Origin of the sequence: Micromonospora vinacea (assembly GCF_015751785.1) — a bacterium.
Classification (GTDB): domain Bacteria; phylum Actinomycetota; class Actinomycetes; order Mycobacteriales; family Micromonosporaceae; genus Micromonospora; species Micromonospora vinacea.
On sequence record NZ_JADOTY010000001.1, the window covers coordinates 5,889,851 to 5,914,625 of the forward strand.

The window sequence follows — 24,775 nt, forward strand, 5'->3', positions numbered from 1 at the left end:
GCCACAATGACGAGGACATTGGCGAGGTGCAGCTTGCGCCCGCGCGACGCGATGGGCGGCCGCCGGCGACGTCCGGCGGCCGCCCAACAAGTCCGATCAGCTGGCGTAGACCTCCAGCGCCGACAGCTGCCCAGCGGGCCACCCAGTGTTGCCGGTGACGGTGACCCGCACGTAGCGCGCCTGCGCAGCGCTGAACGTCAGCGTCACCTGGTTACCACTGGCCGGGTCGAAGGTCCGCCCCGCCGATCCGACAAGCGTCCCGAAGCTCCCCCCATCGGTGCTGCCCTGCACGGCGAGGGTCTGCGTCCGACTGCCCCACGCGGACGACGGCGGCAGCTTCAGCACCACCCGCCCGACAGTGCGCGAGGAACCCAGGTCGACCTGGACCCACTGTGGGAACGCGCTGTTGGCGCTCTCCCAGTAGCTGTTCGCGTCCCCGTCCACCACGTTGCCCGACCCGTAACTCTGGACATGGCTGCTCTCCGACGTGGGTCGACCCCGGGCGAGGTCCGCGTTGGCCGCGGCGTCCGTGGTGACGGTGACCGCCGAGGACGCGCCGGAGGTGTTGCCGGCGGCATCGCGGGCCACAACCGTGAAGGTGTACGCGGTCGACGGGCTGAGCCCGCTCACTGTCGCCGTGGTGCCCGTGACGGCGGCGACGACGGTGCCGCCCTGGCGTACCTGATAACCGGTGACCCCGATGTCATCGGTGGACGCCGTCCACGCCAGGGACACGCTCGTCGACGTCTTGCCGGTCACCGTGAGGCCGCTCGGCGCGCTCGGCGGGTTGTCCGGGACGGTGCTTCCGGCGTACACCTCGACCTGGGCGAGTTGGGCGGCCGGCCAGCCGGTGTTGCCGCTGATGCTGAGGCGGACGTAGCGGGCCGTGGTGGTCGTCAGCGTGCGGGTGACGGTGTTGCCGGTGGCCGGGTCGAAGGTGAACGCGGAGGCCGCGGCGATGGTGGCGAAGGAGTTGCCGTCGACGCTGCCCTGCACGGTGATGGTCTGGGTGCGCGCGTCCCAGCCGGCGGGCAGTCGCACCACGAGCTTGTTGACCGGGTGGCTGGCGCCGAGGTCGACCTGCCACCAGTGCGGGAAGGAGCCGCCGCCGCTCTCCCAGTAGCTGCCGGCGTTGGAGTCCACCGCGTTCGACGCCGGGAACCCGCCGCCCTGGCTGCTGGCCGCTGTGGATCGGCCGGCGGCCAGGTTGCCGGTGGCCGGTGGTGGGGTGCCGACCATCGGTGGCGTGGGGCGTACGGCGGTGAGTGCGAGTTGCCCCTTGAGCATCCGGCCGCCGTCGGCGGTGATCCGCAGGTAGTAGTCGGAGGAGCAGGCCACGCCGTCCTCGTCCAGGGCACGGATGTTCGCGCCGGCCGGGGTGGTGGCCTGTGTTTCGGACGTCTTGGCGATCTGGTTGCCCTCGTTGTACTCGTCGAACATGGACACGTACAGGCCCTGGGAGCCGAGCCGGACCATGTTGTAGATGTGCCGCCAGTAGAAGTCGCCGTGCTTGCGGTGCCCCCCGGCGAGGTCGCCGGGCATCACGCAGGGCAGGTAGTCGATGCCGCGCGCCGCGCAGTCGGCCATGTCGCCGACGTTCACGTTGTTGTAGTACGAGTCCAGCTCCTCCACGGTCCTGGCCCGGTAGACCATCCACGGCGAGATCGCGTGGAACGCGTGGTAGACGTCGAGGAAGCCGGGGCGGGAGTCCTCGATGCCCTGCCGCCACCAGGTGGGTACGCCACCGATGACGTAGCAGCCCTGGGCCTTGAACCAGTTGATGACCTCCAGGCAGGGGCCCGGGGTGAAGGGTCGACTGGGCTCACTGAAGCCGAAGCCCCAGATGCAGACGACCGGTTTGCCGTTCTGCCGGGCGTACGCGGAGGACGCGGTGTGCGCCGCCATCTTCGTCGTCCAGTCGGTCTTGATCTCCGATTGGAAGGTCAGCCAGTCGGTGACGTCGTACATGATGTAGAACTTGCGGCTGTGGCGCTCGGCCGCGGAGCGGACCTTCTGCGTCATCGCGTCGCGGGTCGGGCCCTCGTCGCCCATCGGGTTGAACCGTTGCAGCGCGGCGGTGTCGCAGCCGTTCTCCTGCATCCAGCGGAAGTGGGTGTCCACCGTCTGCTGGTCGTACGAGGAGAACAGGGTGGCTGGCTGGCCGTTGCCCAGGTTGGGGTACGCGGTGGGATAGGTGCGTGTGTACTCGCGCATGTCCGGCCAGGACACGATTGTGGTGTTGGAGGGTGAGGGCGGCTGGAACCGGTCGCGGCCCCAGTGCCACCATCCGCCGATCGGCGCCCCGTCGCCGGGGGCGCTGAACCAGCCCTGGTAGCCAACCGTCACCTTGCCGACCACGTCCCCGGGGGGACTGGCGGCGTGCGCGGGGCTGGACATGCTGGTGAGCAGCTCGGTGGTGGAGGCGGTGGCGAGGGCGGACCCGGCCAGCACCGATGTGACGAACCTGCGGCGGGAGACCGCCATGAGGACCACTCCTTCGGGACGGAAGGCATTGACGGCCATCGTGGCAGCAGTGGATGCCGACCCGCAAGAGTTAGACTGATCGATGAAAATCCCGGTCAGATGACGGGAATTACACGCTGGGGTGTCAGCGGCTGACGGCCCGCTCCAACGCCCACACCGGGGACAGGATCTGACTCGGAGCTTGGCGGCGGCGGGCGTCGCGCACCGTCATCCGTACGCCCTCGGTGAAGCCGATCTTCGGGTGCCACCCGAGCAACTCTCGCGCCTTCCTGGTGTCCAGCGCCATGTTGCGCACCTCGCCCGGCCAGGGCAGCGGCTCGTAGCAGGCCGGGTTGTCGACGCCGGACGCCTCCCGGACCGTGTCGTACACCTCGTTGACGCTCGTCTGCCGACCCGAGGCGATGTTGACCATACCCACACCATTGTGGTGACAGGCGACGGCGATCGCCTCGGCGACATCGCTGACGTGGATGAAGTCCCGGGTCTGCGTGCCGTCGTCGTGGATCACCACTTGCCGGCCGCCGAGCAGCGCATCGACCATCACTGACACCACGCCGCAGTCGCCGCCCTCCTGCCGGGGCCCGTAGACATTTCCGAACACCATCGAGGTGTACGACAGGCCGTGCTCACGCCCGTACCAGTCGAGGTAGTGCACGCCGGCGGCCGTGCTGACGCCGTACGGGCTCACCGGGGCGATCGGATGGTCCTCCCGGACCGGCAGGTCGTGGGCCGCGACGCTGCCGAAGATGGCGCTGCTGGCCGCGTTGATCACCAGCCGCACCCCGCCGCGGGCGCAGGCGTCCAGCACGTTGACGGTGCCGAACACGTTCACGTCGGCGTCGTACAGGGGTGAACGCCGGGCCGCGGGAACGCTCGGCTGCGCGGCGAGGTGAACCACCACGTCCGGCTGCCACTGGTGAATGACCTCGACACCCTCCGGCGTACGGATGTCACCCGAGACGACGTCCGCCTCGGTCAGTCCGCCGATCGCGGCGTCGGCCAGGTTCTCGATCCGCCCGGTGGAGAAGTTGTCGAGCACCCGGACCTGGCTGCCCATCAGCATCAGCCGGGCGACCACGTGGCTGCCGATGAAGCCGGCGCCCCCGGTCACCAGCACGCGTCCGGGAATCAGGTCCGTCGGCGGGCCGACACCGACGGCGGTAACGGGTAGGTCCATGTCGGACTCCTTGGAACGACGGAACGGTCGGCCCGCTGCGGCAACCGGACGGCCGGATACGACCGTAGCCCACCAAAGGCCACCAAACGGACGATAAGCCTGAATGGCTTGCACGGATACGCGAAATTTAGTGGGGAAAAGACCGTTTGGCCCATTCATCACTGTTCGTCCTTTACGACTAGTACTTTCTCCCCCGGGGGGTGTCCGCCGGCATGCCCTGGGAGCACCGGACGGAGAGGGAGGACGGCGTGTTGAGAGAAACTCCGGGTCCGCCACCGCGACAACCAGGCGGTGGCGTGATGACCGCTCCGCTGCTGTCAGTACTGCTGGTCAGCTGGAACACCCGCGAGCAGACCCGGCAGTGCCTGGAGTCGCTGGCGTCGACAGCCGATCCCGGTCTGGACTACGAGGTGGTGGCCGTCGACAACGGCTCGTCCGACGGCTCAGCCGACCTGCTCGCCGACCAACCCCGGGTTCGACTGATCCGCAACAAGCACAACAACGGTTTCGCCGCCGCCGTGAACCAGGCGTACCGACGGGCGAACGGGCAGCTGATCCTGCTGCTCAGCAGCGACATCCGGTTGCACCCGGGCGCGCTGTCCCGAATGGTCGACCATCTGCGGGAGCGGCCGGACGTCGCAGGGGTCAGCCCGCTGTACCTCAACCCGGACGGCACCTTCCAGCAGCACTACGTCCGACAGCCCAGCTTTACCGCCACCATCGCGCTGGTGACCGCGTTGCGCCGACTGCCCGGGTTCCGCCAGGCGCTGCACCGGTTCCAGATGCGCGGCGAGGACTTCAGCCGTCCCCGGCAACTTGCCTCGGGCAGCTGCGTGCTGCTGCGCCGCACGGTGCTCGGGCAGCAGACCATCTTCGACGAGACGTTCCCTGTCTACTGGAACGACGCGGTCCTCGCGCGGCAGCTCGACCAGGCCGGGCACGAGCTGTGGATGCTTCCGGACGCGGTGGTGACGCACAGCCGTGGCGCGTCCTGCCGGCTGCTCGGGCCGACCATCCGCTCTCGACACCTGCTGGGCAGCCTGGTCGGGTATCTGCGGATGACCCAGCCCCGGTACCGGTTGCCGGTGTTCCGAGCCGTGCTGCTCGCCGACCACCTGGTCAAGCGACTGTTCGGTCGATCCGTACCGCTGGGCCTGGGCGACCTGCTCGCCGCGCTGCGCGGCGACGTCGGCCCTCTGCCCGACGGTGACACCCGCGACTGGGTGGTGCTGTTCAGCCGAACCCGCTGGTCCGTCGACGGGCATCCGGCCGTGCTGGGGCAGTTGGCGCCCGGGCAACGGTTGCTCGTCGTCGACCCGCCGGGACGCCGGCCGCGCTGGCGGTGCGAGGTGACGCCGATCGGCTCGGCGGCCTGGCACGCCGTCGCGCCGACCGCGCTGCCGCTGGGTGACGTGGTGCCGCTGGTCAACTGGATCAACCGGCGGATCGCGGCCGGCGCGCTGCGGGGTTGGTTGGACCGGCACGCCGGTGCCCGCCTGCTGCGACTCGACGACGAGCGCGCCCGCCCGGTGCTCGGCCGCCTCGGCGAGGACGAGTTGCTGCCCGCCGACGCGCCACGACCGATGGAACGGTCGGGCCGTGGCTGAGCACACCAACGACGCCGCCCGACGCCGGGAGGTCGCCACCCGCAACAACTGGTCGGCACGAGGTGCCCAGCTGCGCTCCCTGTTGGTGGGGTTGCCGCGATGAGAGTGCCGGTCGTCGCGCCCAGTGTGCCGCTCGCGGGCGCCGGGCTGGGCGGAGTGCTCACAGTGGTCACCCTGCTACCCGAGCCGGTCGGCCTGGCTGCCGCCATCGGCGTGCTGTGTTCGGGTGCGTTCCTCCTCGTGCTCGCCAACGCCCGACCGGTTCGGTCGCACCGCGCGCCGACCACCCCGACGACGCCACCCCGCTGATCGCGATGGGGCCGGAGCCAGCATGGCTCCGGCCCCGTCGGTACGACCGATCCCGCTACGGGGTCGGGTACTCGGTCAGGTAGACCGGGGCGCCGACCTTTGTCATGTCGGCCGCGTCCCCGACGCCGTTGACCACGTGGTCGATCGTGCCGGCGCTGAGATTGACGGTCATGATGTGGTGCAGCCGCACCCCCGGCCGGTTCGGGACCTCGAACCCGTTCTCGGTGTGGATCGACGGGTTGTTCTGGTTGAACACGTACACCCCGCCGCCGTACAGGGTGTGATGACGCACCCGGTCACCGACCTTGTACCCGGCCCAGCCCTCGACCGCGCCATTTATCCAGTCGGCCTGCGTCGGCGGGTCGTACGGCAGCTCGTTCTGGTAGAGGATCGTGGTGCCGTGCTCGCCATTCCAGACCGTGTTGTAGCGCTGGAAGTGCTCGACGAACAGGCCGGTCGCGGTCACATGATCGCCGTTGATGACGGCGCCGTAGCGACCGGTGTTGGTCCGCCAGCGGTCGGTGTCACCGTTGACGCCCTCGGTGAAACCCTCGACGCCGTGGTCGCCGCGCCACACCCAGGTGTGGTCGATGAGCACGTTGTCGCTGTTGACCTCCAGCGCGGTGTTCGTCCGTCCGATGTGCGGGCCGCCGACCCGGAAGTACGCGTCGGAGAGCGTGGTCGGGTTGTGCGGGCTGCTCGCGTCGCGGCCGTGCTGGCGCCCGACCCGCAGCAGCACCGGCGACTCGACGAGGCCAGCGTCGATCGTGACACCGGCGACGATCACCCCGGGAACATCTGCCACGTCCAGCGGAATCGCGCCGTCCACTGCGGTGAGCGTGGCATGCCCGATGCCGAGCACGACGGTGTTCGGACGCCGGACCTCGATGCTGCGCGCGATGTCGTAGGTGCCGGGGGTGAGCAGCAGGTGCTTGCCGCGCGCCAGCTGGCTGTTGATGACGCGCACCGAGTCGGACGGCTTGGCGATGAAGAAGTCACCGATCCCGACGGTGCGCCCCGGCGTGATGCCGTCGGCCCAGGAGACGCCCCGGCTGTCGCGCTGCGCGGCGGGCACCCGTACCTGGTAGCGACCCTTGCCGTCGACGAAGAGGTAGGGCTTCTCCCGGCTGATCGGGGTGGTCTCCAGTGTGGTGTACGGCGGGTCGGGGAACGTGGCGTCGTCCGGTGCGCCCTCGACCCCCGCGAACACCTGGTTCCACACGGCGTTGGACCAGCTGCCGACCTCGCTGTTGCGGGTCAGCCACTGTTGCTGCGAGCCGTTCGTCGTGGCCGGCAGTCGTGAGTCGGCGATGAACCCACCGCTGGCGTACTGCGGCCCAGCGGTGCAGTAGTCCATCAGCGACAGACCGCCGCCGCCGATGTTCAGTCGGCGCATCGACACCGCCTGGGAGACCGCCCAGAAGTTCGCCGACGACCGGCAGTCGTCCTGGCCTGCGGCGTTGATGGTGAGCGAGAGGTTGGACAGGGTGCGCCAGAAGTTGACGAGCGCGAGGCAGTTGCCGGTGCCGCCGTCGGCCAGGCAGCGGTTGTAGACCTCCAGCTTGCCGTTGACCGTGACGTCGGTGGGCGAGGCGCCCAGGCCGGACACCTCGGTGTAGTAGCCGACCTTGGCCTGCAACGGCTGCGCGGCCGTGCCGTACGTGCCCGGCTTGAACAGGTAGGCGTGCCGCTCGGTGCCCATCTCGTTGTCGACCTGCCGGGCGTGCGCCGCGTCGAGGGTCTGCTGGATCTCGGCGAGCGGCATGGACGGGTCGAAGATCGTCACGTTCGGGCCGAAGTCGGGTGCGCCGTGCGACGGGCGGCCGGCGCTGGCCGCCGTGCTGGTCGTCGCGACCGTGGTGGCCACCAGAAGGGCAAGGATGAGGGTACGTCGGGACGGGGTTGTCATGTGGTTCGTCCTCTCCGCTGGCCGGAGGCGTACTTCCGGCGCAGCTGGGGGCGGTGAGAGCGCTCTCTGACCCCTGCGGTCGGAGGTTGGGCCGGACCGGAAGGGGTTGACATGTTTCTACCCGGTGAAGCGGCCGCGCGCCATGACCACGGACGGCGCACTTCGGGCCGCCGGGTGCCACGACGCGAGCCGCGTTCGTCAACATCCCCGCGATCTTGCGTTTTGTGCGGCCGTTATGCGGCTTCCTCGCCTTATGTCGCCGCAGAAAGTGCAAGATCGCGCAATGGGTCGATGTCGCTCCCCGCGACTAGGATGACCGCCGTGCAGTTCGGGGTGCTGGGGCCGCTCGCCGTGACCACCGACGCCGGCGAGCCGGTGGTGGTGCCCGGCACGAAGGTACGGGCGTTGCTGGCCGACCTGTTGGCCAACCGCAACCAGGTGGTCTCGGCGGACCGTCTCATCGACGACCTGTGGGGTGACGACCCCCCCGCCAACCCGGCCGGCGCCCTCCAGGTGCGGGTGTCGCAGCTACGCAAGGCTCTCAACGATGCCGAGCCCGGCGCCCGCGATCTGGTCGAGTCCCGGCCACCCGGCTACCTGCTGCGGGTCGACGCGGTCGACGTCGGCCGCTTCGACGAGCTGGCCCGCTGCGCCGACGTCGAGCGCCTGACCGAGGCCCTCGCGATGTGGCGCGGCGAGCCGTACGCCGACGTGGCCGACGCCGAGTTCGTGCGTGCCGAGGCGACCCGCCTCGCCGAACAGCGCCTCGTCGTGCAGGAACGGCTGGCGCAGGCCCGGCTGGCCCGGGGTGAGCATGACCTGGTGGCTGCGGACCTGGCCGAGTTGGTCGCCAAGCATCCGCTGCGCGAGGGCCTGCGGGCGGTGCAGCTGCGCGCGTTGTACGCGGCCGGCCGCCAGTCCGAGGCGTTGGAGAGCTACGCCGACCTGCGGGCCCGGCTCGCCGAGGAGCTCGGCCTCGACCCCGGCCCGGAGCTGGTCGCGCTGCACCGCAGGATCCTGGAACAGGACGCCGGCCTGAACGCCGCGCCGAAGGCGGCGATCATCCGGAACAACCTGCCGGCCCCGCTCGACGAGTTGGTCGGGCGCGACGAGGCGCTCGCCGAGTTGGGCGCGCTGCTGCCCCGGCACCGGTTGGTCACACTGGTCGGACCGGGTGGCGTCGGCAAGACCCGGCTGGCCACCGAGACGGCCCGCGCGGCGTCCTATCCGGACGGCGTGCAGCTCATCGAGCTGGCCCCACTCCCGGCCGGTAACGCACGCGTCGCCGAACAGGTGCTCGGCGCGCTGGGCGCCCACGAGGCCGCCGGAACGACAGTGTCCCCCGCCGACCGGCTGGTCACGGCCCTGCGGCACCGGCAGCTGCTGCTCGTGCTGGACAACTGCGAACACGTCATCGAACCGGTCGCCGAGCTGGTTGCCCGGCTGCGGCGCGACGTGCCCGGGGTCAGCGTGCTGGCCACCAGCAGAGAGCCACTCGGGCTGACCGGTGAGCTGCTCTGGGAGGTACCCCCGCTGCCGGTGCCGGACGACGGTGACCTGGACGCGGTCCGGCGCTCGGCGGCGGCCCGGTTGTTCGTCGCCCGCGCCGCCGCGCAGCAGCGCGGTTTCCACCTCGACCGGCAGACAGCGACAGCTGTGGCCCAGCTGTGCCGCCGCCTCGACGGTCTGCCGCTGGCGTTGGAGCTGGCCGCGACCCGGGTTCGCGCGCTGGGCGTACGCGGGGTGGTGGACCGGCTCGACGACCGGTTCCGGCTGCTCACCACCGCGCAGCGGGACGTGCCACCCCGGCAGCGGACGCTCACTGCGGTGATCGGCTGGAGCTGGGACCTTCTCGACGAGTCCGACCGGGTGGTGCTCGCCCAGCTGGCGGTGTTCCCGGACGGCTGCACCCCGGAGGCCGCCGAACAGGTCTGCCGAACCGACCTGGACGCCCTGGCCCGGCTGGTGGACCGGTCGCTGGTGGTGCTCGACGACTCCGGTGCGGCCCCCCGCTACCGGTTACTCGAATCGGTGGCCGCGTTCTGCCTGGAACGCCTCACCGACGCCGACCAGGTCCGCGAGCGGCACGCCGCCTACTACACCGAGCTGGCCGAGCGGGCCGACCCCGGGTTGCGCGGGGCCGACCAGCAACGGTGCCTGGCGCTGCTCGACACCGAGCTGGCGAACCTGCGCTCGGCGCTGGCGCACGGTGGTGGGCTGCGCCTGGCGGTCGCGCTGAGCTGGTACTGGTTCCTGCGCGGCCGGCTCACCGAGGCACGGCGGGCCCTGGCCGTGCCCGGCGACCCGGAGCAGGAGGCCCGCGCGGCCCCCTGGCGGGTCGGCTTCGCCCTGTCACAGGGTGAGGTTGTCGCTCCGGACTACGTGCGCGCCGCGGTGGCCGCCGACCCGAACAGCCACGCCGCCTGGTTCGCGGCCAACGCGGTGATCGAACACGGCGACCTGACCCTGGTGTCGGAGCTGCTGCCCACCGCCGCCGCCGACGACCCGTGGACCGAGGCCGCGGTGCTCACCTCCCTGGCCCACATCGCCCACGCCAACGGTGACCAGGCCACCCTGGAGCGCACCGCGACCCGCAGCGCCGCGCTCTTCGCCGACCTCGGCGACCGGTGGGGTCGGCTCCGGGCTACCGAGTGGGTGGGTGGGCTGGCCGACATGCGCGGCGAGCACGAGCGCGCCGCCGCGCTGCACCGCGAGGGGCTGCGCTGGGCCGAGGAGCTGGCGCTGTGGCCGCAGGTCTGCGCGGAGCTGTCCTGGCTGGCCTGGCTCGCCGTGCAGACCCGCGACTACACCCAGGGTCGGGAACTGGCCGAGCGCGCGTACGGACTGGCGGTGGAGCAGGGCTCGCCCGGCGCGCTGATCTTCGCCGAGATGAGCCTCGGGCTGGCCGCCCGCCGCGACGGCAAGCTCGACCTGGCCGTCACCCACCTCAGCCACCTCGCCGACCTGGGCCGGGGAGAGAGCCAACCCGCGCTCTACCTGCCGATGGTGCTGGTGGAGTTGGGATACGCGGTCGAGCAGGGCGGCGACCCGGACGCCGCGCTGGCCCTGCACGTCGAGGCGTTCGACGTCGCCGAGGCGATGGCGACGATGCGGGACGCGGTCGGCCCCCTGGAGGGGATGGCGGCAGCGGTGCGCTCCCCCGAGGTCGCCGCCCGACTGCTGGGCGCCGCGGCCGCCGCCCGCCTCGCCACCCAGTCCCCCGCCGCACCGGCCGAACGCGACGACACCGACCGGACGACAGCACGCCTGCGGGCGGAACTCGGGCCGGAACGCTTCGACGCGCTGCTCGCCGAGGGCGCGCAGCTGAGCCCGGGCGAGGCCCGGGCCCAGCTCTGACCGGTGCTCAGGAGGTCTTCGGCTGGTACGAGGCGACGATCACGCCGCTCTTGTGCACCCGGGTGTCGACCAGGTCGAACGACCCCTTGACGTCCGTCAGCGGCGCGCTGAGGCTGGGGCCGCCCTCCAGCACCGGGTGGATCCAGAACCGGACCTCGTCCACCAGGCCCGCCCGGATCAGCTGGGCGGTGACCGAGCCGAAGCCGTACTGGATGATGTTCCTGCCCTCCTGGGCCTTGAGCGCGGTGACCGCCTCGACCAGATCGCCCTGGAGCACCTCCGTGTTGTTCCAGGTGGGGTTGGACAGGGTGGTCGAGGCGACGTACTTCTTGACGTTGTTGAAGTACGCGGCGCCGGTGGTCGGGTCGCTCTCGTCCATGTTCGGCCAGACGGAGGAAAAGCCGTCGTAGGTGGCCCGGCCCATCAGCATCGCGTCGGCCGCCTCGGTCTGCGCACCGGCGAGGCTGGCGGCCTCCTCGTCGAAGTACGGCGCGGTCCACATGGGGTTCTCGATGACGCCGTCGAGGGTGATGTAGGTCGAGTTGATGAGCTTGCGCATCGGGATCTCCTGGGTGTCTGTCGTGCTCTCCGGTGACACCCAGAACTCTGCCGGAGCCCGCTTACGATTCGCTTCAGGTGGCCTTACCCGCGCCGTCGGCCGGGCCCGATGCCGGGTCGGTCGACGGGATCGGGAGCGCCTGCGGGGTCACCGTGCCGCCACTGCTCGAGTGGGCCGGGGCGGGGCGGTCACCGCCGCGACTGTGCAGACGCCCACGCCCGGCCGGACCGGCCCGCCGGGTCACCTCGACGGTCACCATCCGCACCGGCGGTGGCGGCGCGGTGAAACGCCCGACACCCCACCGCACCCAGATCGGGATCCGGCCGGCGTCCGCCTCCGCGCGCAGCTTCTGCACCGTACGGGCCCGGTCGGTGTGGTCGACCTCCACCACGACGGGCGGACCATCGGCGCGGGCGCACGCCACGTCGAGAACCGAGTGCCGCTGCTCCAGCGGCGGCGGCAACGGCAACACGCTCGGCGCGCGCCGGTAGACCCGCCAGCCCTGGGCCTCGGCCCACCGCACCACCGAGTCGATCACCCGCGCGGTGACCTCGTCGGTGTCCAGGTCGACGAAGGTCACCTCGGTCAGCCAGCGACCCAGGTCCGCGGCCAACCGCTCACCCTGCGCCGCGACCTCCACCGGCGCAGGATAACGCCTCAGCCGACGACGGTCGCGGTCGCGGCGAGGTGCCGGGTCAACCAGCCGGTGGTGGCCGTACGGGCCGCCTCGGCGTTGGCCCGCGCCAGGAAGTCGTGCCCCTCCCCGGCCAGCACCAGGTGCCCGTGCGGCACACCCCGGTCGGCGAGGGCCTGGGCGACCTGCGCCGACTCGCCCGCCGGCACGTTCGTGTCGTTGGCGCCGTGGATCAGCAGCACCGGCACATCCAACCGGTCGATGTGGGTCAGCGGAGAGAGGTCGCGCAGCAGGTCGGCATCCCGCTGCGGGTCGCCGTACTTGCTGACGGCGGCGGCGGCGATCCACGGCTCGGTGCCGGCGAAGAAGGTCCGGAAGTCGGAGATGCCGCACTCGGCGACCCCGGCGGCGAACAGACCGGGGAAGTTCACCAGCACCGCGAGGACCAGGTAACCACCGTAGGAGCGGCCCAGAACGCCGAGCTGGCCGGGCCGGGCGACACCGGCGTCGACGAGGAAGTCGGCGCAGGCCGCCACGTCGGCGATCGCACCGTAGCGGCCGGCGAGGTTGTCGGCGGCGACGAACGACCGACCGAAACCGGACGACCCCCGGACGTTGGGCGCGAAGACCGCGACGCCCTGCGCCACGAGGGCCTGGAACAGCGGGTTGTAGCCGGGACGCTCCTGCGCCTCCGGGCCACCGTGCAGGCTGATCGCGGTCGGCCAGGGGCCCGGCCCGGCCGGGCGGTACAGCCAGCCGGAGAGCGGCAGCCCGTCGCGGGCCCGCAGGTCGAGGAGTTGCGGCGCGACACCGGCATCGTCCGCGCGCGGGGCGCCGGTGTCCGGCCGTAGCGGGCGTGGCGCCCCGGTCGACGGGTCGACCAGCCACACCTCCCGGGGCTGCACCGGCCCCTGCGCGGTGAGGCAGAGCAGACCGCCGTCGGCGGCGAAGACGACGTCGCCGAGCACCTCGCCGGGGGCGGCGACGGCACGCTGCACACCGCTGGCGAAGTCGAGCAGGCTCAGCTCGCTGCGCCCGCCGTAGGTGTTCCACAGCAACGCGCCGCGCTGCCCGTCCGCGCTCGGCGTGACGTGTTCCAGCTCGGCGTCCGATCGCCCGGCGAGCCGGGTCGGCGGCTGCTCCGGTCGGGTCAGGTCGACCCGCACCAGCGCGGCGAGTTCGGAGTACGCGTCGGTGCGGGCCAGCACGCTCGTGCCGTCCGGGCCGAACCAACCCTGGTCGGTGCTGCCCCGGCCGGTGTCCGGGAACAGCCGCCGCCGCTCGCCGGTCGCCACGTCCAGCAGCTCCAGCCAGCGGGCGTTGCGCGGGCCGCGACGCAACAGCGCCACACCGGCGTCCGGGGTCACGTCCAGGAGGGTGAGCAGGTCACCCTGGGCGAGGACCCGCCGGTGCCCGGTGGCCGCGTCTACCAGGAGGGCCTGCCCGTGCTCGTCGGTCTCGGTGACCGCCAGCACCGCGCCGTGAGGCAGCCAGCCGGCCAGCGCGGCGCTGCGGCGGCCGAACCCGGCGACCTGGTGGCGGCGCGTACCGTCCGGGCGCAGCACCCACAGCTCGGTGCGGGGCGCGCCGCCGGGGGCGACGACACAGGCCAACCACTGGCCGTCCGGCGACCAGCTCAGCGCGAGGACCGGCTCGTCGCCCATCGGCAGCGCGACGGGTGCACCAGCGTCGACCTCGCAGACCCAGACGCCGGGCGAGCCGGCCCGGTCGGAGAGGAACGCCACCCGGCGGCCGTCGGGGGACGGCGCCGGGGCGAAGTCCTCGCTGGTGGGCACCGGCGCCGCCACCGGCCGGTGGCTCGCGGGGCGGGCCTGCCGGGCGGTGCGCGGCGGCTCAATCCGTACGCTCATCTAAACCCCGATCCGCTGCAACCAGAGCTCCAGCAGCCCGAGCTGCCAGAGCGCGTTGGAGCCCAGCGTGGTCCGCTGGGCGTTCGGCGCGTCCAGCAACTCCTCCAGGTAGTCCTTGCGGAACAGTCCCCTCTCGCGCGCCGGTCGGGCGGTCAGCGCGTCCCGCACGTCGTCGAGCAGTGGGCCGGAGAGGTGCCGGATGGCGGGCACTGGGAAGTAGCCCTTCGGCCGGTCGATCACCTCGTCCGGGACGATGCCCCGGCTCGCCGCCTTCAGCACGCCCTTGCCGCCCTGCGCCAGCTTCAGGCCGGGTGGGCAGGCGGCGGCCAGTTCGACCACCTCGTGGTCGAGGAACGGCACCCGCGCTTCCAGCCCCCAGGCCATCGTCATGTTGTCGACCCGCTTGACCGGGTCGTCAACGAGCATCACCAGGCTGTCCAGGCGCAGCGCCGCGTCCAGCGCGGTGTCCGCGCCGGGCGCGCCGAAGTGCGCGGCGACGAACTCCAGGCTGGCGTCGTGGTCGAGCATCCACTCGGGCGCCAGGTGCCCGCCGAGCGCGTCGTGACGACGATCGAAGAACACCCGGGCGTACGCCTCAACGGCGTCCGCGCGGGCCACGTTCGCCATCGGCGGGTACCAGTCGTAGCCGGCGAGGATCTCGTCCGCGCCCTGCCCGGACTGCACCACGCTGATCCGCTGCGAGACCTCCTCGGAGAGCAGGTGGAACGCGACGCAGTCGTGGCTGACCATCGGCTCGCTCATCGCCGCGATGGCCTGGTGCACGGCCGGCACGAACCGTTCCGCGCCGATGCGGATCTGCTGGTGATCGGTGTCGAAGTGTCGGGCCATCAGGTCGGAGTAGTGGAACTCGTCGCCGCTCTCCCCCGCCGCCGCCTCGAAGCCGATGCTGAAGGTGGCCAGCCCGGTCTGGCCCTGCTCGGCCAGCAGCGCGACGATCAGGCTGGAGTCGAGACCACCGGAGAGCAGCACGCCGACCGGCACGTCGGCGACCATCCGCCGTCGTACGGCGGTGCGCAACGCCGCCATGAGCCGTTCCTGCCACTCGTCGGCGGACATGGTGGGGGCGGCGGCCCGGTTGAACTCCGGCCGCCAGTAGGTGGTGTCGGTGCTCCGGCCGTCCGCGGTGATCACCCGCACGGTGGCCGGCGGCAGCTTGCGGACCCCGGCGAGGATCGTGCGCGGCGGCGGCACCACCGAGTGGAAGCTCATGTAGTGGTGCAGCGCCACCGGGTCGAGGTCGGTGTCCACGTCACCGGCGGCAAGCAACGCCGGCAGGGTCGAGGCGAACCGCACCCGGCCCGGCCCCTCGGCCAGGTAGAGCGGCTTGATGCCGAGCCGGTCCCGGGCCAGCACCAGGGTGTGCGTGGCCAGCTCGACCAGGGCGAACGCGAACATCCCGTAGAACCGCTCGACGCAGGCCGTCCCCCACCGGTGGTACGCCTTGAGGATCACCTCGGTGTCCGACGTGGAGCGGAAGGAGTAACCGGCGGCGGTCAGCTCGTCGCGCAGTTCCCGGTAGTTGTAGATGCAGCCGTTGAAGACCATTGCCAGACCCAGCCCGGTGTCGACCATTGGCTGGGCGCCCGCGTCGGACAGGTCGATGATGCGCAGCCGACGGTGCACCAGGGCCACCGGCCCCTGCTGCCACCGGCCCTCGCCGTCTGGGCCGCGGGAGGCCAGGGCGGGGAGCATCCGCTCGACGGCGGCCAGGTCCGGTGACGTCCCGTCGAGGCGGAACTCGCCTCCGATACCGCACATGGCAGGCACCTCTCATCGGCTGGGGCCGCTGACCGGTCCAGGCTTGGCGGACCGGGTTGCGTCCCGATGACGTGTGGGTCAAGCGTGGGTTACACCGACGGTTCGTCGGCTCCACCGAGCAGCCAGGTGTCCTTCGACCCGCCGCCTCGCGACGAGTTGACGATCATGCTGCCGGCTGGCGCCACCCGGGTCAGCGCCACCGGCGCGACCTCGGCGGTGTCCCCGAGGAACACGAAGGCCCGCAGGTCGACGTGGCGGGGGGCCAGCGCCGTGCCGTCGAAGACCGGGTGGGTGGTCAGCGCGATCATCTCCTGGGCGATCCACCGGTGCGGGGCCGCGAGGATCTGCTCCCGGACGGCGTCCAGCTCCTCGGCCTCGGCCCGGGGGCCGATCACCACCCGGTCACCGCCGTACCCGTCGACCGGCTTGAGCACCAGCTCGTCGAGGCGGCCCAACACCTCGGCCCGCTGCTCGGGCAGCCCACACAGGTACGTCGGCACGTCCCCGAGCAGCGGTTTCTCGCCCAGGTAGTACTCGATCAGCCGGGGCACGTACGCGTACAGCGCCTTGTCGTCGCCGACACCGTTGCCCAGCGCGTTGGCCAGCGTGAGCCGCCCGGCGTGCACCGCGGCGAGCAGCGGCCATCCCAGCGGCACTCCGTCCGCGCCCGGTGCGTGCAGCAGCGCCTCCTCGTCCATCCGCAGGTAGATCACGTCGACCTCGCGGCGGCAGCCCTCGCGGACCAGCCGGACCCGGCCCTCCTCCACCAGCAGGTCGCTGGTCTCGGTCAGCGGAACCCCCATCTCGTCGGCGAGCAGCCGATGCTCGAACCACGCCGGGTCACCGGGGCCGCTGCTGAGCACCACCACGGCGGGGTCGTCGGCCGCGGCGGGGGCGGCGGCGACCAACGCCCGGTACAGCATCGCCGGCGTCTCGTCGGCGGGCAGCAGGTCCTCCGGCACCGGCAGCTCCGGCAGCACCGCCTGGGTCAGCCGACGGTTCTGCACCGCGTAGCCGATCCCGGAGGGCACCCGCAGGTTGTCCTCCAGCACGTACCAGCCGCCGTCCGGGTCCCGGACGAGGTCGGTCCCGGACACCTGGGCGCGGGTGCCCCGCCGGCCCATCAGCGCCCCGGTCGGGCGCAGCCCGGGTGAGGACTCCACCACCCACGCCGGCACCACGCCGTCGGCCACCACCGCCCGGTCGGCGTAGACGTCGCGCAGGAACGCGTCGAGGGCGCGGGCGCGCTGCACCAGACCGGTACGAAGAGTCCGCCAGTCGGCGGCCGGCACCACCCGGGGCACCAGGTCCACCGGGAAGAGCCGGGTGCTCGCCTCGCCGGCCACGCTGAACGTCACCCCCCGGGCACGCTGCTCCTCGTCCCGGTCGTGCTCGCGTTGGCGCAGGGCCCCGGCGCCGAGCTGGCGCAGGGCCGCGAGCATCGGGGCGTACGCCGGCTGCGGTCCGGCCGGTCCGAAGACCTCGTCGCCGGCGTCGGCGTACGTGGGCAGCGCCGGCGGTGTCGGCGCACCGGGCAGCGGCCCCCGGACCCGGCCCCGGGTTTCGTCGAGCAGCAGGTCGACCACGTCGGCCAACCGGCCCCGTCGCTCGTACGCCCGCCGCTGCCGGGCGGCGGAGCTGCCGCGTTCCAGCGCGTAGCGGGTCAACTCGCTGACCTGCTCCCAGTCCCCGGTCGCCTCCAACTGCGGGCGCAGGTCGGTCACCAGGCGGCGGACCGCCTGGGCGGCCGACACCGGTCGGGCCGACCGGGGCAGGTCGAGCAGGTCACCTTCCAGACCGGAGCGGGCGGCCCGCCACACGGCGGCGCGCAGCACCGGTGGTCGTACGGCAGTGCGTTCCACCCGGGCGCGCAGGGCGGCGACCTCCCGCCGGACGAGCGCCCGGAACAGGCCGGTGAGCAGGACGATGGTCTCCACATCGGCGTTGGCGTCGGTGATCCGCAGTTCCACTGTGGGCACGTGCGCAGACGGCCGGACGTCGAAATAGATCATGGCGGGGTCGGTGATGGTCTCGGAGGAGATCAGCTCGGCGACCAGCGCCTCGTGGTCCGCCGCGCTGGTCACCTCACCCGGGTCACCCGCGGTGGGCCAGCGCTGCCAGACCAGCGATCGGACGCTGGCGTACCCGCTGTCCTGGCCCATCCAGTACGGCGAGCTGGTGGAGAGGGCGAGCAGCACCGGCAGCCACGGCTGGACCCGACGGGTGACCGCCACGGCCAGGTCCCGGTCGGAGACGCCGACATGCACCTGCGCCCCACAGATCAACTGCTCCCGGGCGAGCATCTGGTACTCGTCGAGCATCCGCCGATAGCGGGAGGTGGGGGTGACGCTGGGGTCGCCGTCGGCGCGCAGCGGCACCGTACCGGCCGCCACGATGCCCAGCCCAGCCCGGTCGGCGACCTGGACGGCCGCCTGACGCAGCCGGGTCAGCTCGGCGCGGATCTCGTCCAGGGTGCGGCAGACCGCGGTGTTGGTCTCCACCACGCTGCGGTGCAGCTCGGCGGTGAACGAGGCGGCCGGCAGACGGTCGAGCAACTCCCCGGCGCGGGGCACCAACTCCCGGGTGTGCAGGTCGACGACGTGGAACTCCTCCTCCACCCCGATCGTGGCCAGGTCCGCCGGGTCGCCGTCGTCCAGCGACAGGAGCGGGTTCGTGCGGGGGGTGGGCAGTATCCGGCCGTTGCCGGACCGGCCCACCGGCCCGTCGTACGTCGGCGCGTTCGTGGTGTTGTCGGCCATGGTCACCCCGGTTCGCGTGTCGGTGCTCTCGACTGTCCGACGAGCGTTCCCAGGGTTGGTACCGGGGGTGTTTCCGGCGCGTTAAGGTGACGCGCCCGTTCTGTCCGGGCTGCTCAGCGACCCGCAGCCGGGTACTCGATGGACGCGGCGACCCGGTTGGCGGTGGCGGCGCCGATTTCGCGTTCCGTGAGCCACAGGCCCAGATCGAGCCCGGCCGACAGCGCACCGGCGGTGACCCGGTCACCGTCGTCGACCACCCGCTCGTCGAGGACGGTGACGTCGTGGGCGCGCAACTCGTCGTACGCGTTGCGGTTGGTGGTCGCCCGACGACCCGTCAGCAGGCCGGCGGCCGCGAGCACCAACGCGCCGGTGCACACCGACGCCATCCACCGCGCCGATGGTGCCAGCTCGGCCAGCCTCGCCGGCAGCACACCGCGCTGCGCCTGCGCCCAGGCACCCTCGGCAGCCCGGTTCAGCCATCCGCCACCCGGAACGATCACGCCATCCGCCTGATTCAGCACCTCGGGGACCTGGAGTTGGACACCACGCATGCTGGTGACCAGCCCCGGCCGTTCGACGGCGACGAGCGCCACGTCGAAGCCGGCCATCGACAACACCTCGAACGGCCCGAAGACGTCCAGTTCGTCGAAGCCGTCGAACACCACGATCTCGATTCGCATACGGCCCAGAATCTCCCGTCGAGCGGGCGGCGACGAGTGGCATCCTTGCCATCATGCGTAAGAGTTCCGCCACGCATCGGGTCGCCGTCCTCGCCCTCCCCAGAGTCGTCGCCTTCGATCTGACCATCGCGACGCAGGTGTTCGGGCACGAGGGCCACGGCCGGTACACGATGACGGTGTGCACACTGGACGGTGGTTCGGTCACCACCACCACGGCTGGCCTGGAGCTGACCGTCGCCGCGACGCTCGACGCGCTCGACGATGCCGACACGGTGATCGTCCCCGGCTTCCGCCGCGGCCCGGCACCGCCCCGTGCTCTCCACGCGCTGCGGCTGGCCCACCGTCGTGGGGCCCGCATCGCGTCGATCTGCACCGGCGCCTTCGCGCTGGCCCAGGCCGGTCTGCTCGACGGCCGCCGCGCGACGACCCACTGGGCGCACGCCGACGCGCTCGCCCGCGAGCACCCGCGGGTGTTCGTGGACGCGAATGCGCTCTACGTCGACGAAGGTGAGGTCGTCACCAGCGCCGGACTCGCCGCCGGTCTGGACATGTGCCTCTACCTCGTCGGCCGCGACCACGGGCAGGCTGCCGCCATCCAACGGGCCCGCCACATGGTCACACCGCTGCACCGAGCCGGCGGTCAGGCCCAGTTCATCCCGGTCGGCGTTGGGGGCGAGGACGACGAGTTGGCCACTGTCACCGCCTGGGCGAGCGGCAACCTGCACCGCCCGATCACTGTCGCGGACCTTGCCCGACAGGGTGTGATGTCCAGCCGTACGCTGCACCGCGCCTTCCAGAGTCGGTTCCGGATGGGCCCACGAGCCTGGCTGATCCAGCAACGGCTGCGCGCCGCCTGCACCCTGCTCGAGAACGGCGGGATCACCATCGACGAGGTCGCACGGCGCACCGGCCTGGGTACGGCGACCAACCTCCGGACGCATTTCCAGCGGGCCTTCGCCACCACCCCCACCGCGTACCGGCGGGCCTTCACCCCCTGACCTCCGACGGTGGCCATGGCGCGGTCATGGTGCAAGGCCGCTCAGGCCGCTGGGCGTACCCGGTAGGCCAGGTGGGTGACACCGACGCCCTCGACGACGCTGAACGGGCCGTCCAGCTGGAGTGGCGCGATCTTCAGGTCGGCGAAGAGCGGGATGCCAGCGCCGAGCAGGACCGGGACGAGCTCGACGTGCACCTCGTCGAGCAGGCCGGCCTCGACGACCTGGGCGGCGATGGTGCCGCCGTTGACGCCGACCTCCTTGTCGCCGGCGATCGCCTTCGCCCGGGCGACGGCGCTCTCGATGCCGTCGGTGACGAAGACGAAGGACTCGTTCTCGGGTGCCCAGCCCTCCGGCACGCTGTGGGTGACCACCACGACGGGCACGTCCAACGGATGCCGGCCACCCCACCCGCTGGTGATGTCGAAGAGCCTCCGGCCGACGACGAGCGCTCCGGTCCGCTCGGTGAGAGCCCGCAGATGCCGGGCGCTCACAGCGGACGTCCGGAAGGTCAGCTCGGGGTCGGCCGTCGGGGTCTCGACGTCACCGTTCTCGTACCACTGGAACAGGTACTCGAAGCCACCGTGGGACGCGTCCGCGATGTAGCCGTCCAACGACATCGTCGCCCAGGTCGTCACCTTCGTCATCGATCCACTCCTCGGTCCGTGAGCTGCCATCGTCAGGGGCGTAGCGCATTGAGCACCAGGTCGGCGTACCGGCGCCACACCGCCGGGTCGCGCTCGTCGAGCACGATGAGCTGCCGGACCACCCCGCACAGGAGCACCCGGATGTCCAGCACCCCGGCGTCCGGGCGGATCTTGCCGGACGATCGGGCCGCCGCCACCAGCTGCCCGATCAGGTCCAGGATGCGCGCGGCGGGTACCAGCCGGCCTTCGAAGAACGCGTCGGCGAGGACCCGGTCGCGCGCGAGGCGTCCGAACAGGTCGGGCACGAAGGAACACCACTCCCGGTACGCGTCGACGCCGTCGAGCGCCGCGCGGGTGCGCTGCTCCAGCTCCTCGAACTGCCGCTGGACGACCGCGACGATCAGGTCTTCCTTGCTGGGGTAGCTGCGGTACACCGTCGCGCGACCCACCCCGGCCCGCTCGGCCACCTGCGGCACCGTCACCTGGAGACCCTGCTCGCTGAAGAGTTCCCGGGCGGCGGCGATGACCCGCTCCTGGTTGCGACGGGCGTCCAGACGCCGATGGGAAGCATCCGGGTCGCTCGACGTCGGCTCGGAGTCGGACTCTGCCATGGATCTCAGTCTGCCCGGCCGGCATCGCCGGAGACCACCCGCTCGTCGCTGTACACCTTGGTGAGTTCGACGTCGAGCACGGTGCAGACCCGGCTGAACGACCAGTAGTAACCCACCACCTGAAGCACCTCCACGATCTCGCGTTCGCTCAGGACGTGCCGCACCTGGTCGAACAGTTCGTCGGAGATGCGTGGAGATCGCACCACCTCGGCGGTGAAGCGGATGAGAGCCCGGTCGGACGGCGACAGCTCCGGGTTGTCGAGGTCCCGAGCGCTGATGATCTCGATGACGCGCTGATCGAGACCGGCCTCCAGGGCCATCGGCCTGTGCTGGGCGGCTTCGAACTCGCACTCCGCGTATTCGGCAACGGTCAGGACGACCAGCTCCCGCGAGCGGGCCGGCAGCTCCAGCGAGGTGAACTGCGCCCTCGCGAGGTCGACGAACAGTTTTACCGTACCGACCGAGTGGGCCAGCATCTTGACCATCGGGTCCGGCGGCAGGGTGGACAGAAGTTCCCGGACGTCCGCCGGGAAGGCGTTCGGGTCGGGGTCGGCGAGACGGGGCATGGTTCTCTCCTGTGCTGTCGTTCGTCGGGGTTGTTCAGGCGACGTCGTCGGCGGGGAGGTCGAAACCGGTCTCGCTGAGGTGGCGGAAGCGGCCGTCCTCGGCGTACGTCCCGAAGATGGCGATCTCCCGCTGGGCGGTCGACCCGTCGGCCAGGGTGATCTCGTAGACGTGCCGTTCGGCGTAGCGGAGGCCGTCGCGCAGCTCGTCGAGGACCCGCACGGTGCCGCTGACGACCTGACCGCGTACCCGGGTCACCATCTCGACGAATCCGGCCCGATCGAGGGTCTCGCCGTCGCTGCGGTGGGTGTAGTCGGGGGCGTAGAACTCGTCGAGCGCTTCGGTCAGGTCGCGGGTCGGCTCGAAGACGACCGCGCGCAGGGCGTCGCTGATCCGTACCGGGGTCATGGGGCTCCTCGTGGGTGACTGTCGGGCACATCCGGACTCATGGGTCCGCTTAGCCTCCACCGTACCGGACTCACGAGTCCGGTACTGGTGAGAGTCGTCACTGAGCAGTTTTGGATAAGCGTCCGGTAGCGCCCACCCCTAGCGTGACGTGCATGTTCACCGCGATCACGCACTCACAGATCTACGTCCTCGACCAGGACAAGGCCCTCGACTTCTACGTCGGCAAGCTCGGCCTGGAGGTCAACGCCGACGTCGACATGGGCTTCATGCGCTGGCTGACCGTCAGCGTCCCCGGCGAGCCGGGTCGCCAGATCCTGTTGGAGAAGCCCGGCCCACCGGCGATGTCCGAGGAGACCGCCGAGCAGGTCCGTGCCCTGGTCACCAAGGGCGCAATGGGCGGCTCGCTCATCTTCTCCACCGACGACTGCCGCAAGACGTACGAGACGCTGCTGAGCCGGGGCGTCGAGTTCACCGAGGAACCCACCGATCGCTTCTACGGGATCGACTGCGCCCTGCGCGACCCGTTCGGCAACAGCATCCGCTTCACCCAGCTGAGGTCCTGAATTACAGGACGCTGCCGTACGACGGCTCGCGCTCCACGTCGTACGTGGCGTAGGCGACGCCGGCGTTGGTGGTCCACCCGCTCCGGTCGTAGCGTGGGGCGCATGCGAACCACCACGCTGGGCAGCACCGGACCCGAGGTCGGGGTCATCGGCCTCGGCTGCATGGGCATGAGCCACGGCTACGACATCACCGGCCCTCGCGACGACGACACCTCGATCGGCGTCATCCGTCAGGCACTGGACCTGGGCGCGACGCTGATCGACACGTCGGACGTGTACGGGCCGTACACCAACGAGGAACTGGTCGGGCGGGCACTGGCCGGCGGGCATCGGGAGCGGGCCGTACTGGCCACGAAGGTCGGCCTGGTGGCCACCTCCCCCAGCGGTGGCCCCGGCAACTCACCGAAGATCGGCAACAACGGTCGCCCGGAGCACATCCGCGCGGCGATCGACGAGAGCCTGCGCCGGCTCGGCACCGACCACGTCGACCTGTACCAGTTGCACCGGGTCGACCCGGAGGTGCCCATCGAGGAGTCCTGGGGTGCGATGGCCGAGGTCGTGGCGGCGGGTAAGGCCCGGCAGCTCGGGCTGTCCGAGGTGACGGTCGCGCAGATCGCGCGGGCCCAGGCGGTGCACCCGGTGGCGTCGGTGCAGTCCGAGCTGTCACTGTGGACGCGCGACCCGTTGGCCGAGGTGTTGCCGTACTGCGCCGAGCAGGGCATCGCCTTCCTGCCGTTCTCCCCGCTGGGTCGCGGTTTCCTCGCCGGCCGGTTCACCTCGTTCGACGACCTGCCCGCCGACGACTTCCGGCGTGGCCTGCCGCGCTTCCAGCAGGACGCGCTACGCGCCAACCTCGCCATCGTCGCCCGGGTGCGGGAGATCGCCGACCGGGCGGGCTTCAGCCCCGCGCAGGTCGCCCTCGCGTGGGTCGTGGCCCAGGGTGACCAGGTCATCCCGATCCCCGGCACCAAGACGCCGAAGTACCTGGTGGACAACTGCGCTGCCGCTGACGTGCGGCTCAGCGCCGAGGACCTGGCCGACCTGGACGCGCTGCCCGCCCCCGAGGGTGGCCGCTACTGAGATTCCGGCGGCCCGGCACCCCGCGGCCGGGCCGCCACCGGCGGGCCGAACCTGACCCCGACACCGGGTGAGTAGAGCACGCTCACCGGCGGCCCGACCGGCGCTGGCAGCCCGGCGGCGGCCACCAACTCGTCATCCAGGTGCAGCACCTCGGCGCGGTGCAGCGGCCAGCTCGGATGCCAGTTCGGCAGGTGCAACGTGCGCCCGTACGCCCGGGTGTGCAGCCCCCAGCGGGCGGTGACGAAGTGTTCGAGCGGGGTCGGGTCGACGATCCGCTCCCCCACCCGCACCACCATCCGGCTCGTCGTTCCCGCCGGCCCCGGCCAGCGCCGCCGGCAACGGTAGGTGCGGCGGTCGCCGTCGCGGTCCAACCGCATCGACGACCAGAGATACGGCAGGCGCAGCGTCACCCGCGCCACCAGCACCGGCAGCAGGCGGGACGCGTCGAGGGACCGGAACACGACAGCTCGCCGGCCGGCGTCGTCGACCGAGTAGAGCCGGACGTTGGTCTCCCAGAAGGTGCCGAAGTACGGCACCCCGGGGCCACGGCCGAAGCCCAGACCGACCATCCGGAACCCGATCAGGCCGACATAGCTGACCCCCTGCACCGTGTCCGGGCGAGTGCCGGCGGGCAGCAACGGCGCGACGACCTCCGGAGCGACGGCCCAGTGCAGGAAGGTGAGGTCCTCCCAGCGCTGACGCAGGAGCGCCCAGGGAAACGCCTGCCGGGGTGCGTGGTCGACCGGTTCGGGGTGCACGCTCTCATCGTGGCCCAAGCGGTG

The 24,775-nt window shown here is 71.7% G+C and carries 20 protein-coding genes; 6 read left to right on the plus strand and 14 right to left on the minus strand.

Annotation, left to right across the window (positions count from 1 at the left end):
- Positions 1 to 96: 96 nt before the first annotated feature.
- On the minus strand, positions 97 to 2,484 hold the full coding sequence (locus tag IW249_RS27680; protein WP_196923439.1) for a galactose-binding domain-containing protein: 2,388 nt from the start codon (positions 2,482 to 2,484) through the stop codon (positions 97 to 99).
- A gap of 124 nt (positions 2,485 to 2,608) precedes the next feature.
- On the minus strand, positions 2,609 to 3,661 hold the full coding sequence (locus tag IW249_RS27685) for a GDP-mannose 4,6-dehydratase (protein ID WP_196923440.1): 1,053 nt from the start codon (positions 3,659 to 3,661) through the stop codon (positions 2,609 to 2,611).
- A gap of 299 nt (positions 3,662 to 3,960) precedes the next feature.
- On the opposite strand from IW249_RS27685, the gene IW249_RS27690 reads away from it, so the two are divergent.
- Both IW249_RS27690 and IW249_RS27695 read left to right on the plus strand, forming a co-directional pair.
- A complete protein-coding gene (locus IW249_RS27690) occupies positions 3,961 to 5,268 on the plus strand; it encodes a glycosyltransferase family 2 protein (protein WP_196923441.1) in 1,308 nt (435 codons plus the stop codon).
- Positions 5,269 to 5,367: 99 nt separating this feature from the next.
- Positions 5,368 to 5,577: a hypothetical protein gene (locus tag IW249_RS27695; RefSeq protein ID WP_196923442.1), complete on the plus strand. Its 210-nt coding sequence runs from the start codon at positions 5,368 to 5,370 to the stop codon at positions 5,575 to 5,577.
- 55 nt (positions 5,578 to 5,632) lie between these two features.
- Here the strand turns inward: IW249_RS27695 and IW249_RS27700 are convergent, their stop codons facing one another.
- Positions 5,633 to 7,486: a pectate lyase-like domain-containing protein gene (locus tag IW249_RS27700; protein WP_196923443.1), complete on the minus strand. Its 1,854-nt coding sequence runs from the start codon at positions 7,484 to 7,486 to the stop codon at positions 5,633 to 5,635.
- 312 nt (positions 7,487 to 7,798) lie between these two features.
- Here IW249_RS27700 and IW249_RS27705 point away from each other — a divergent pair, with 312 nt between their 5' ends.
- On the plus strand, positions 7,799 to 10,843 hold the full coding sequence (locus tag IW249_RS27705) for an AfsR/SARP family transcriptional regulator (RefSeq protein WP_231392672.1): 3,045 nt from the start codon (positions 7,799 to 7,801) through the stop codon (positions 10,841 to 10,843).
- A gap of 7 nt (positions 10,844 to 10,850) precedes the next feature.
- Here the strand turns inward: IW249_RS27705 and IW249_RS27710 are convergent, their stop codons facing one another.
- The 6 genes from IW249_RS27710 to IW249_RS27735 form a co-directional block, all read right to left on the minus strand.
- Positions 10,851 to 11,402, minus strand: coding sequence for a dihydrofolate reductase family protein (locus IW249_RS27710; protein WP_196923445.1), 552 nt, complete (start codon positions 11,400 to 11,402; stop codon positions 10,851 to 10,853).
- Between the two features lie 73 nt (positions 11,403 to 11,475).
- Positions 11,476 to 12,042, minus strand: coding sequence for a hypothetical protein (locus tag IW249_RS27715; protein ID WP_307788726.1), 567 nt, complete (start codon positions 12,040 to 12,042; stop codon positions 11,476 to 11,478).
- 17 nt (positions 12,043 to 12,059) lie between these two features.
- Positions 12,060 to 13,907: a S9 family peptidase gene (locus tag IW249_RS27720; RefSeq protein ID WP_196923446.1), complete on the minus strand. Its 1,848-nt coding sequence runs from the start codon at positions 13,905 to 13,907 to the stop codon at positions 12,060 to 12,062.
- Positions 13,908 to 15,686 (minus strand): N-acetylglutaminylglutamine amidotransferase, encoded by a 1,779-nt coding sequence (locus IW249_RS27725; protein WP_196923447.1) that lies wholly within the window; start codon positions 15,684 to 15,686, stop codon positions 13,908 to 13,910.
- An 89-nt stretch (positions 15,687 to 15,775) separates the two neighbouring features.
- Positions 15,776 to 18,445: a carboxylate--amine ligase/circularly permuted type 2 ATP-grasp protein gene (locus tag IW249_RS27730; RefSeq protein WP_196923448.1), complete on the minus strand. Its 2,670-nt coding sequence runs from the start codon at positions 18,443 to 18,445 to the stop codon at positions 15,776 to 15,778.
- 113 nt (positions 18,446 to 18,558) lie between these two features.
- Complete coding sequence (locus IW249_RS27735; protein ID WP_196923449.1) at positions 18,559 to 19,125, minus strand: DJ-1/PfpI family protein; 567 nt, start codon at positions 19,123 to 19,125, stop codon at positions 18,559 to 18,561.
- A 53-nt stretch (positions 19,126 to 19,178) separates the two neighbouring features.
- Between IW249_RS27735 and IW249_RS27740 the strand changes: the two genes are divergently transcribed.
- Positions 19,179 to 20,123, plus strand: coding sequence for a GlxA family transcriptional regulator (locus tag IW249_RS27740; protein WP_196923450.1), 945 nt, complete (start codon positions 19,179 to 19,181; stop codon positions 20,121 to 20,123).
- Positions 20,124 to 20,164: 41 nt separating this feature from the next.
- Here IW249_RS27740 and IW249_RS27745 read toward each other — a convergent pair whose 3' ends face one another.
- From IW249_RS27745 to IW249_RS27760, 4 genes are read right to left on the minus strand one after another with little or no spacing between them, the layout of a single operon-like run.
- Entirely contained in the window at positions 20,165 to 20,767 is a 603-nt protein-coding gene (locus tag IW249_RS27745) for a dihydrofolate reductase family protein (protein WP_196923451.1), read from the minus strand.
- Positions 20,768 to 20,799: 32 nt separating this feature from the next.
- Complete coding sequence (locus IW249_RS27750; RefSeq protein WP_196923452.1) at positions 20,800 to 21,378, minus strand: TetR/AcrR family transcriptional regulator; 579 nt, start codon at positions 21,376 to 21,378, stop codon at positions 20,800 to 20,802.
- Positions 21,379 to 21,383: 5 nt separating this feature from the next.
- Positions 21,384 to 21,944 (minus strand): carboxymuconolactone decarboxylase family protein, encoded by a 561-nt coding sequence (locus tag IW249_RS27755; protein WP_196923453.1) that lies wholly within the window; start codon positions 21,942 to 21,944, stop codon positions 21,384 to 21,386.
- Between the two features lie 34 nt (positions 21,945 to 21,978).
- Positions 21,979 to 22,350 (minus strand): hypothetical protein, encoded by a 372-nt coding sequence (locus IW249_RS27760; RefSeq protein ID WP_196923454.1) that lies wholly within the window; start codon positions 22,348 to 22,350, stop codon positions 21,979 to 21,981.
- Between the two features lie 152 nt (positions 22,351 to 22,502).
- Here IW249_RS27760 and IW249_RS27765 point away from each other — a divergent pair, with 152 nt between their 5' ends.
- Together IW249_RS27765 and IW249_RS27770 are read left to right on the plus strand one after the other, a co-directional pair.
- Positions 22,503 to 22,913 (plus strand): VOC family protein, encoded by a 411-nt coding sequence (locus IW249_RS27765; protein ID WP_196923455.1) that lies wholly within the window; start codon positions 22,503 to 22,505, stop codon positions 22,911 to 22,913.
- A gap of 102 nt (positions 22,914 to 23,015) precedes the next feature.
- Positions 23,016 to 23,993: an aldo/keto reductase gene (locus tag IW249_RS27770; protein WP_196923456.1), complete on the plus strand. Its 978-nt coding sequence runs from the start codon at positions 23,016 to 23,018 to the stop codon at positions 23,991 to 23,993.
- Here IW249_RS27770 and IW249_RS27775 read toward each other — a convergent pair.
- The gene (locus IW249_RS27775; protein WP_196923457.1) at positions 23,987 to 24,751 is read right to left on the minus strand and encodes a YqjF family protein; all 765 of its coding nucleotides are present in this window, start codon (positions 24,749 to 24,751) and stop codon (positions 23,987 to 23,989) included. The genes IW249_RS27770 and IW249_RS27775 overlap by 7 nt on opposite strands.
- Between the last annotated feature and the right edge of the window lie 24 nt (positions 24,752 to 24,775).

Excerpts from the sequence above, each read along its gene's own strand:
- IW249_RS27680 (WP_196923439.1), bottom strand. The coding sequence starts at position 2,484 with ATGGCGGTCTCCCGCCGCAGGTTCGTCACATCGGTGCTGGCCGGGTCC.
- IW249_RS27685 (WP_196923440.1), bottom strand. The coding sequence starts at position 3,661 with ATGGACCTACCCGTTACCGCCGTCGGTGTCGGCCCGCCGACGGACCTG.
- IW249_RS27690 (WP_196923441.1), top strand. The coding sequence starts at position 3,961 with ATGACCGCTCCGCTGCTGTCAGTACTGCTGGTCAGCTGGAACACCCGC.
- IW249_RS27695 (WP_196923442.1), top strand. The coding sequence starts at position 5,368 with ATGAGAGTGCCGGTCGTCGCGCCCAGTGTGCCGCTCGCGGGCGCCGGG.
- IW249_RS27700 (WP_196923443.1), bottom strand. The coding sequence starts at position 7,486 with ATGACAACCCCGTCCCGACGTACCCTCATCCTTGCCCTTCTGGTGGCC.
- IW249_RS27705 (WP_231392672.1), top strand. The coding sequence starts at position 7,799 with ATGACCGCCGTGCAGTTCGGGGTGCTGGGGCCGCTCGCCGTGACCACC.
- IW249_RS27710 (WP_196923445.1), bottom strand. The coding sequence starts at position 11,402 with ATGCGCAAGCTCATCAACTCGACCTACATCACCCTCGACGGCGTCATC.
- IW249_RS27720 (WP_196923446.1), bottom strand. The coding sequence starts at position 13,907 with ATGAGCGTACGGATTGAGCCGCCGCGCACCGCCCGGCAGGCCCGCCCC.
- IW249_RS27725 (WP_196923447.1), bottom strand. The coding sequence starts at position 15,686 with ATGTGCGGTATCGGAGGCGAGTTCCGCCTCGACGGGACGTCACCGGAC.
- IW249_RS27730 (WP_196923448.1), bottom strand. The coding sequence starts at position 18,445 with ATGGCCGACAACACCACGAACGCGCCGACGTACGACGGGCCGGTGGGC.
- IW249_RS27735 (WP_196923449.1), bottom strand. The coding sequence starts at position 19,125 with ATGCGAATCGAGATCGTGGTGTTCGACGGCTTCGACGAACTGGACGTC.
- IW249_RS27740 (WP_196923450.1), top strand. The coding sequence starts at position 19,179 with ATGCGTAAGAGTTCCGCCACGCATCGGGTCGCCGTCCTCGCCCTCCCC.
- IW249_RS27745 (WP_196923451.1), bottom strand. The coding sequence starts at position 20,767 with ATGACGAAGGTGACGACCTGGGCGACGATGTCGTTGGACGGCTACATC.
- IW249_RS27750 (WP_196923452.1), bottom strand. The coding sequence starts at position 21,378 with ATGGCAGAGTCCGACTCCGAGCCGACGTCGAGCGACCCGGATGCTTCC.
- IW249_RS27755 (WP_196923453.1), bottom strand. The coding sequence starts at position 21,944 with ATGCCCCGTCTCGCCGACCCCGACCCGAACGCCTTCCCGGCGGACGTC.
- IW249_RS27760 (WP_196923454.1), bottom strand. The coding sequence starts at position 22,350 with ATGACCCCGGTACGGATCAGCGACGCCCTGCGCGCGGTCGTCTTCGAG.
- IW249_RS27765 (WP_196923455.1), top strand. The coding sequence starts at position 22,503 with ATGTTCACCGCGATCACGCACTCACAGATCTACGTCCTCGACCAGGAC.
- IW249_RS27770 (WP_196923456.1), top strand. The coding sequence starts at position 23,016 with ATGCGAACCACCACGCTGGGCAGCACCGGACCCGAGGTCGGGGTCATC.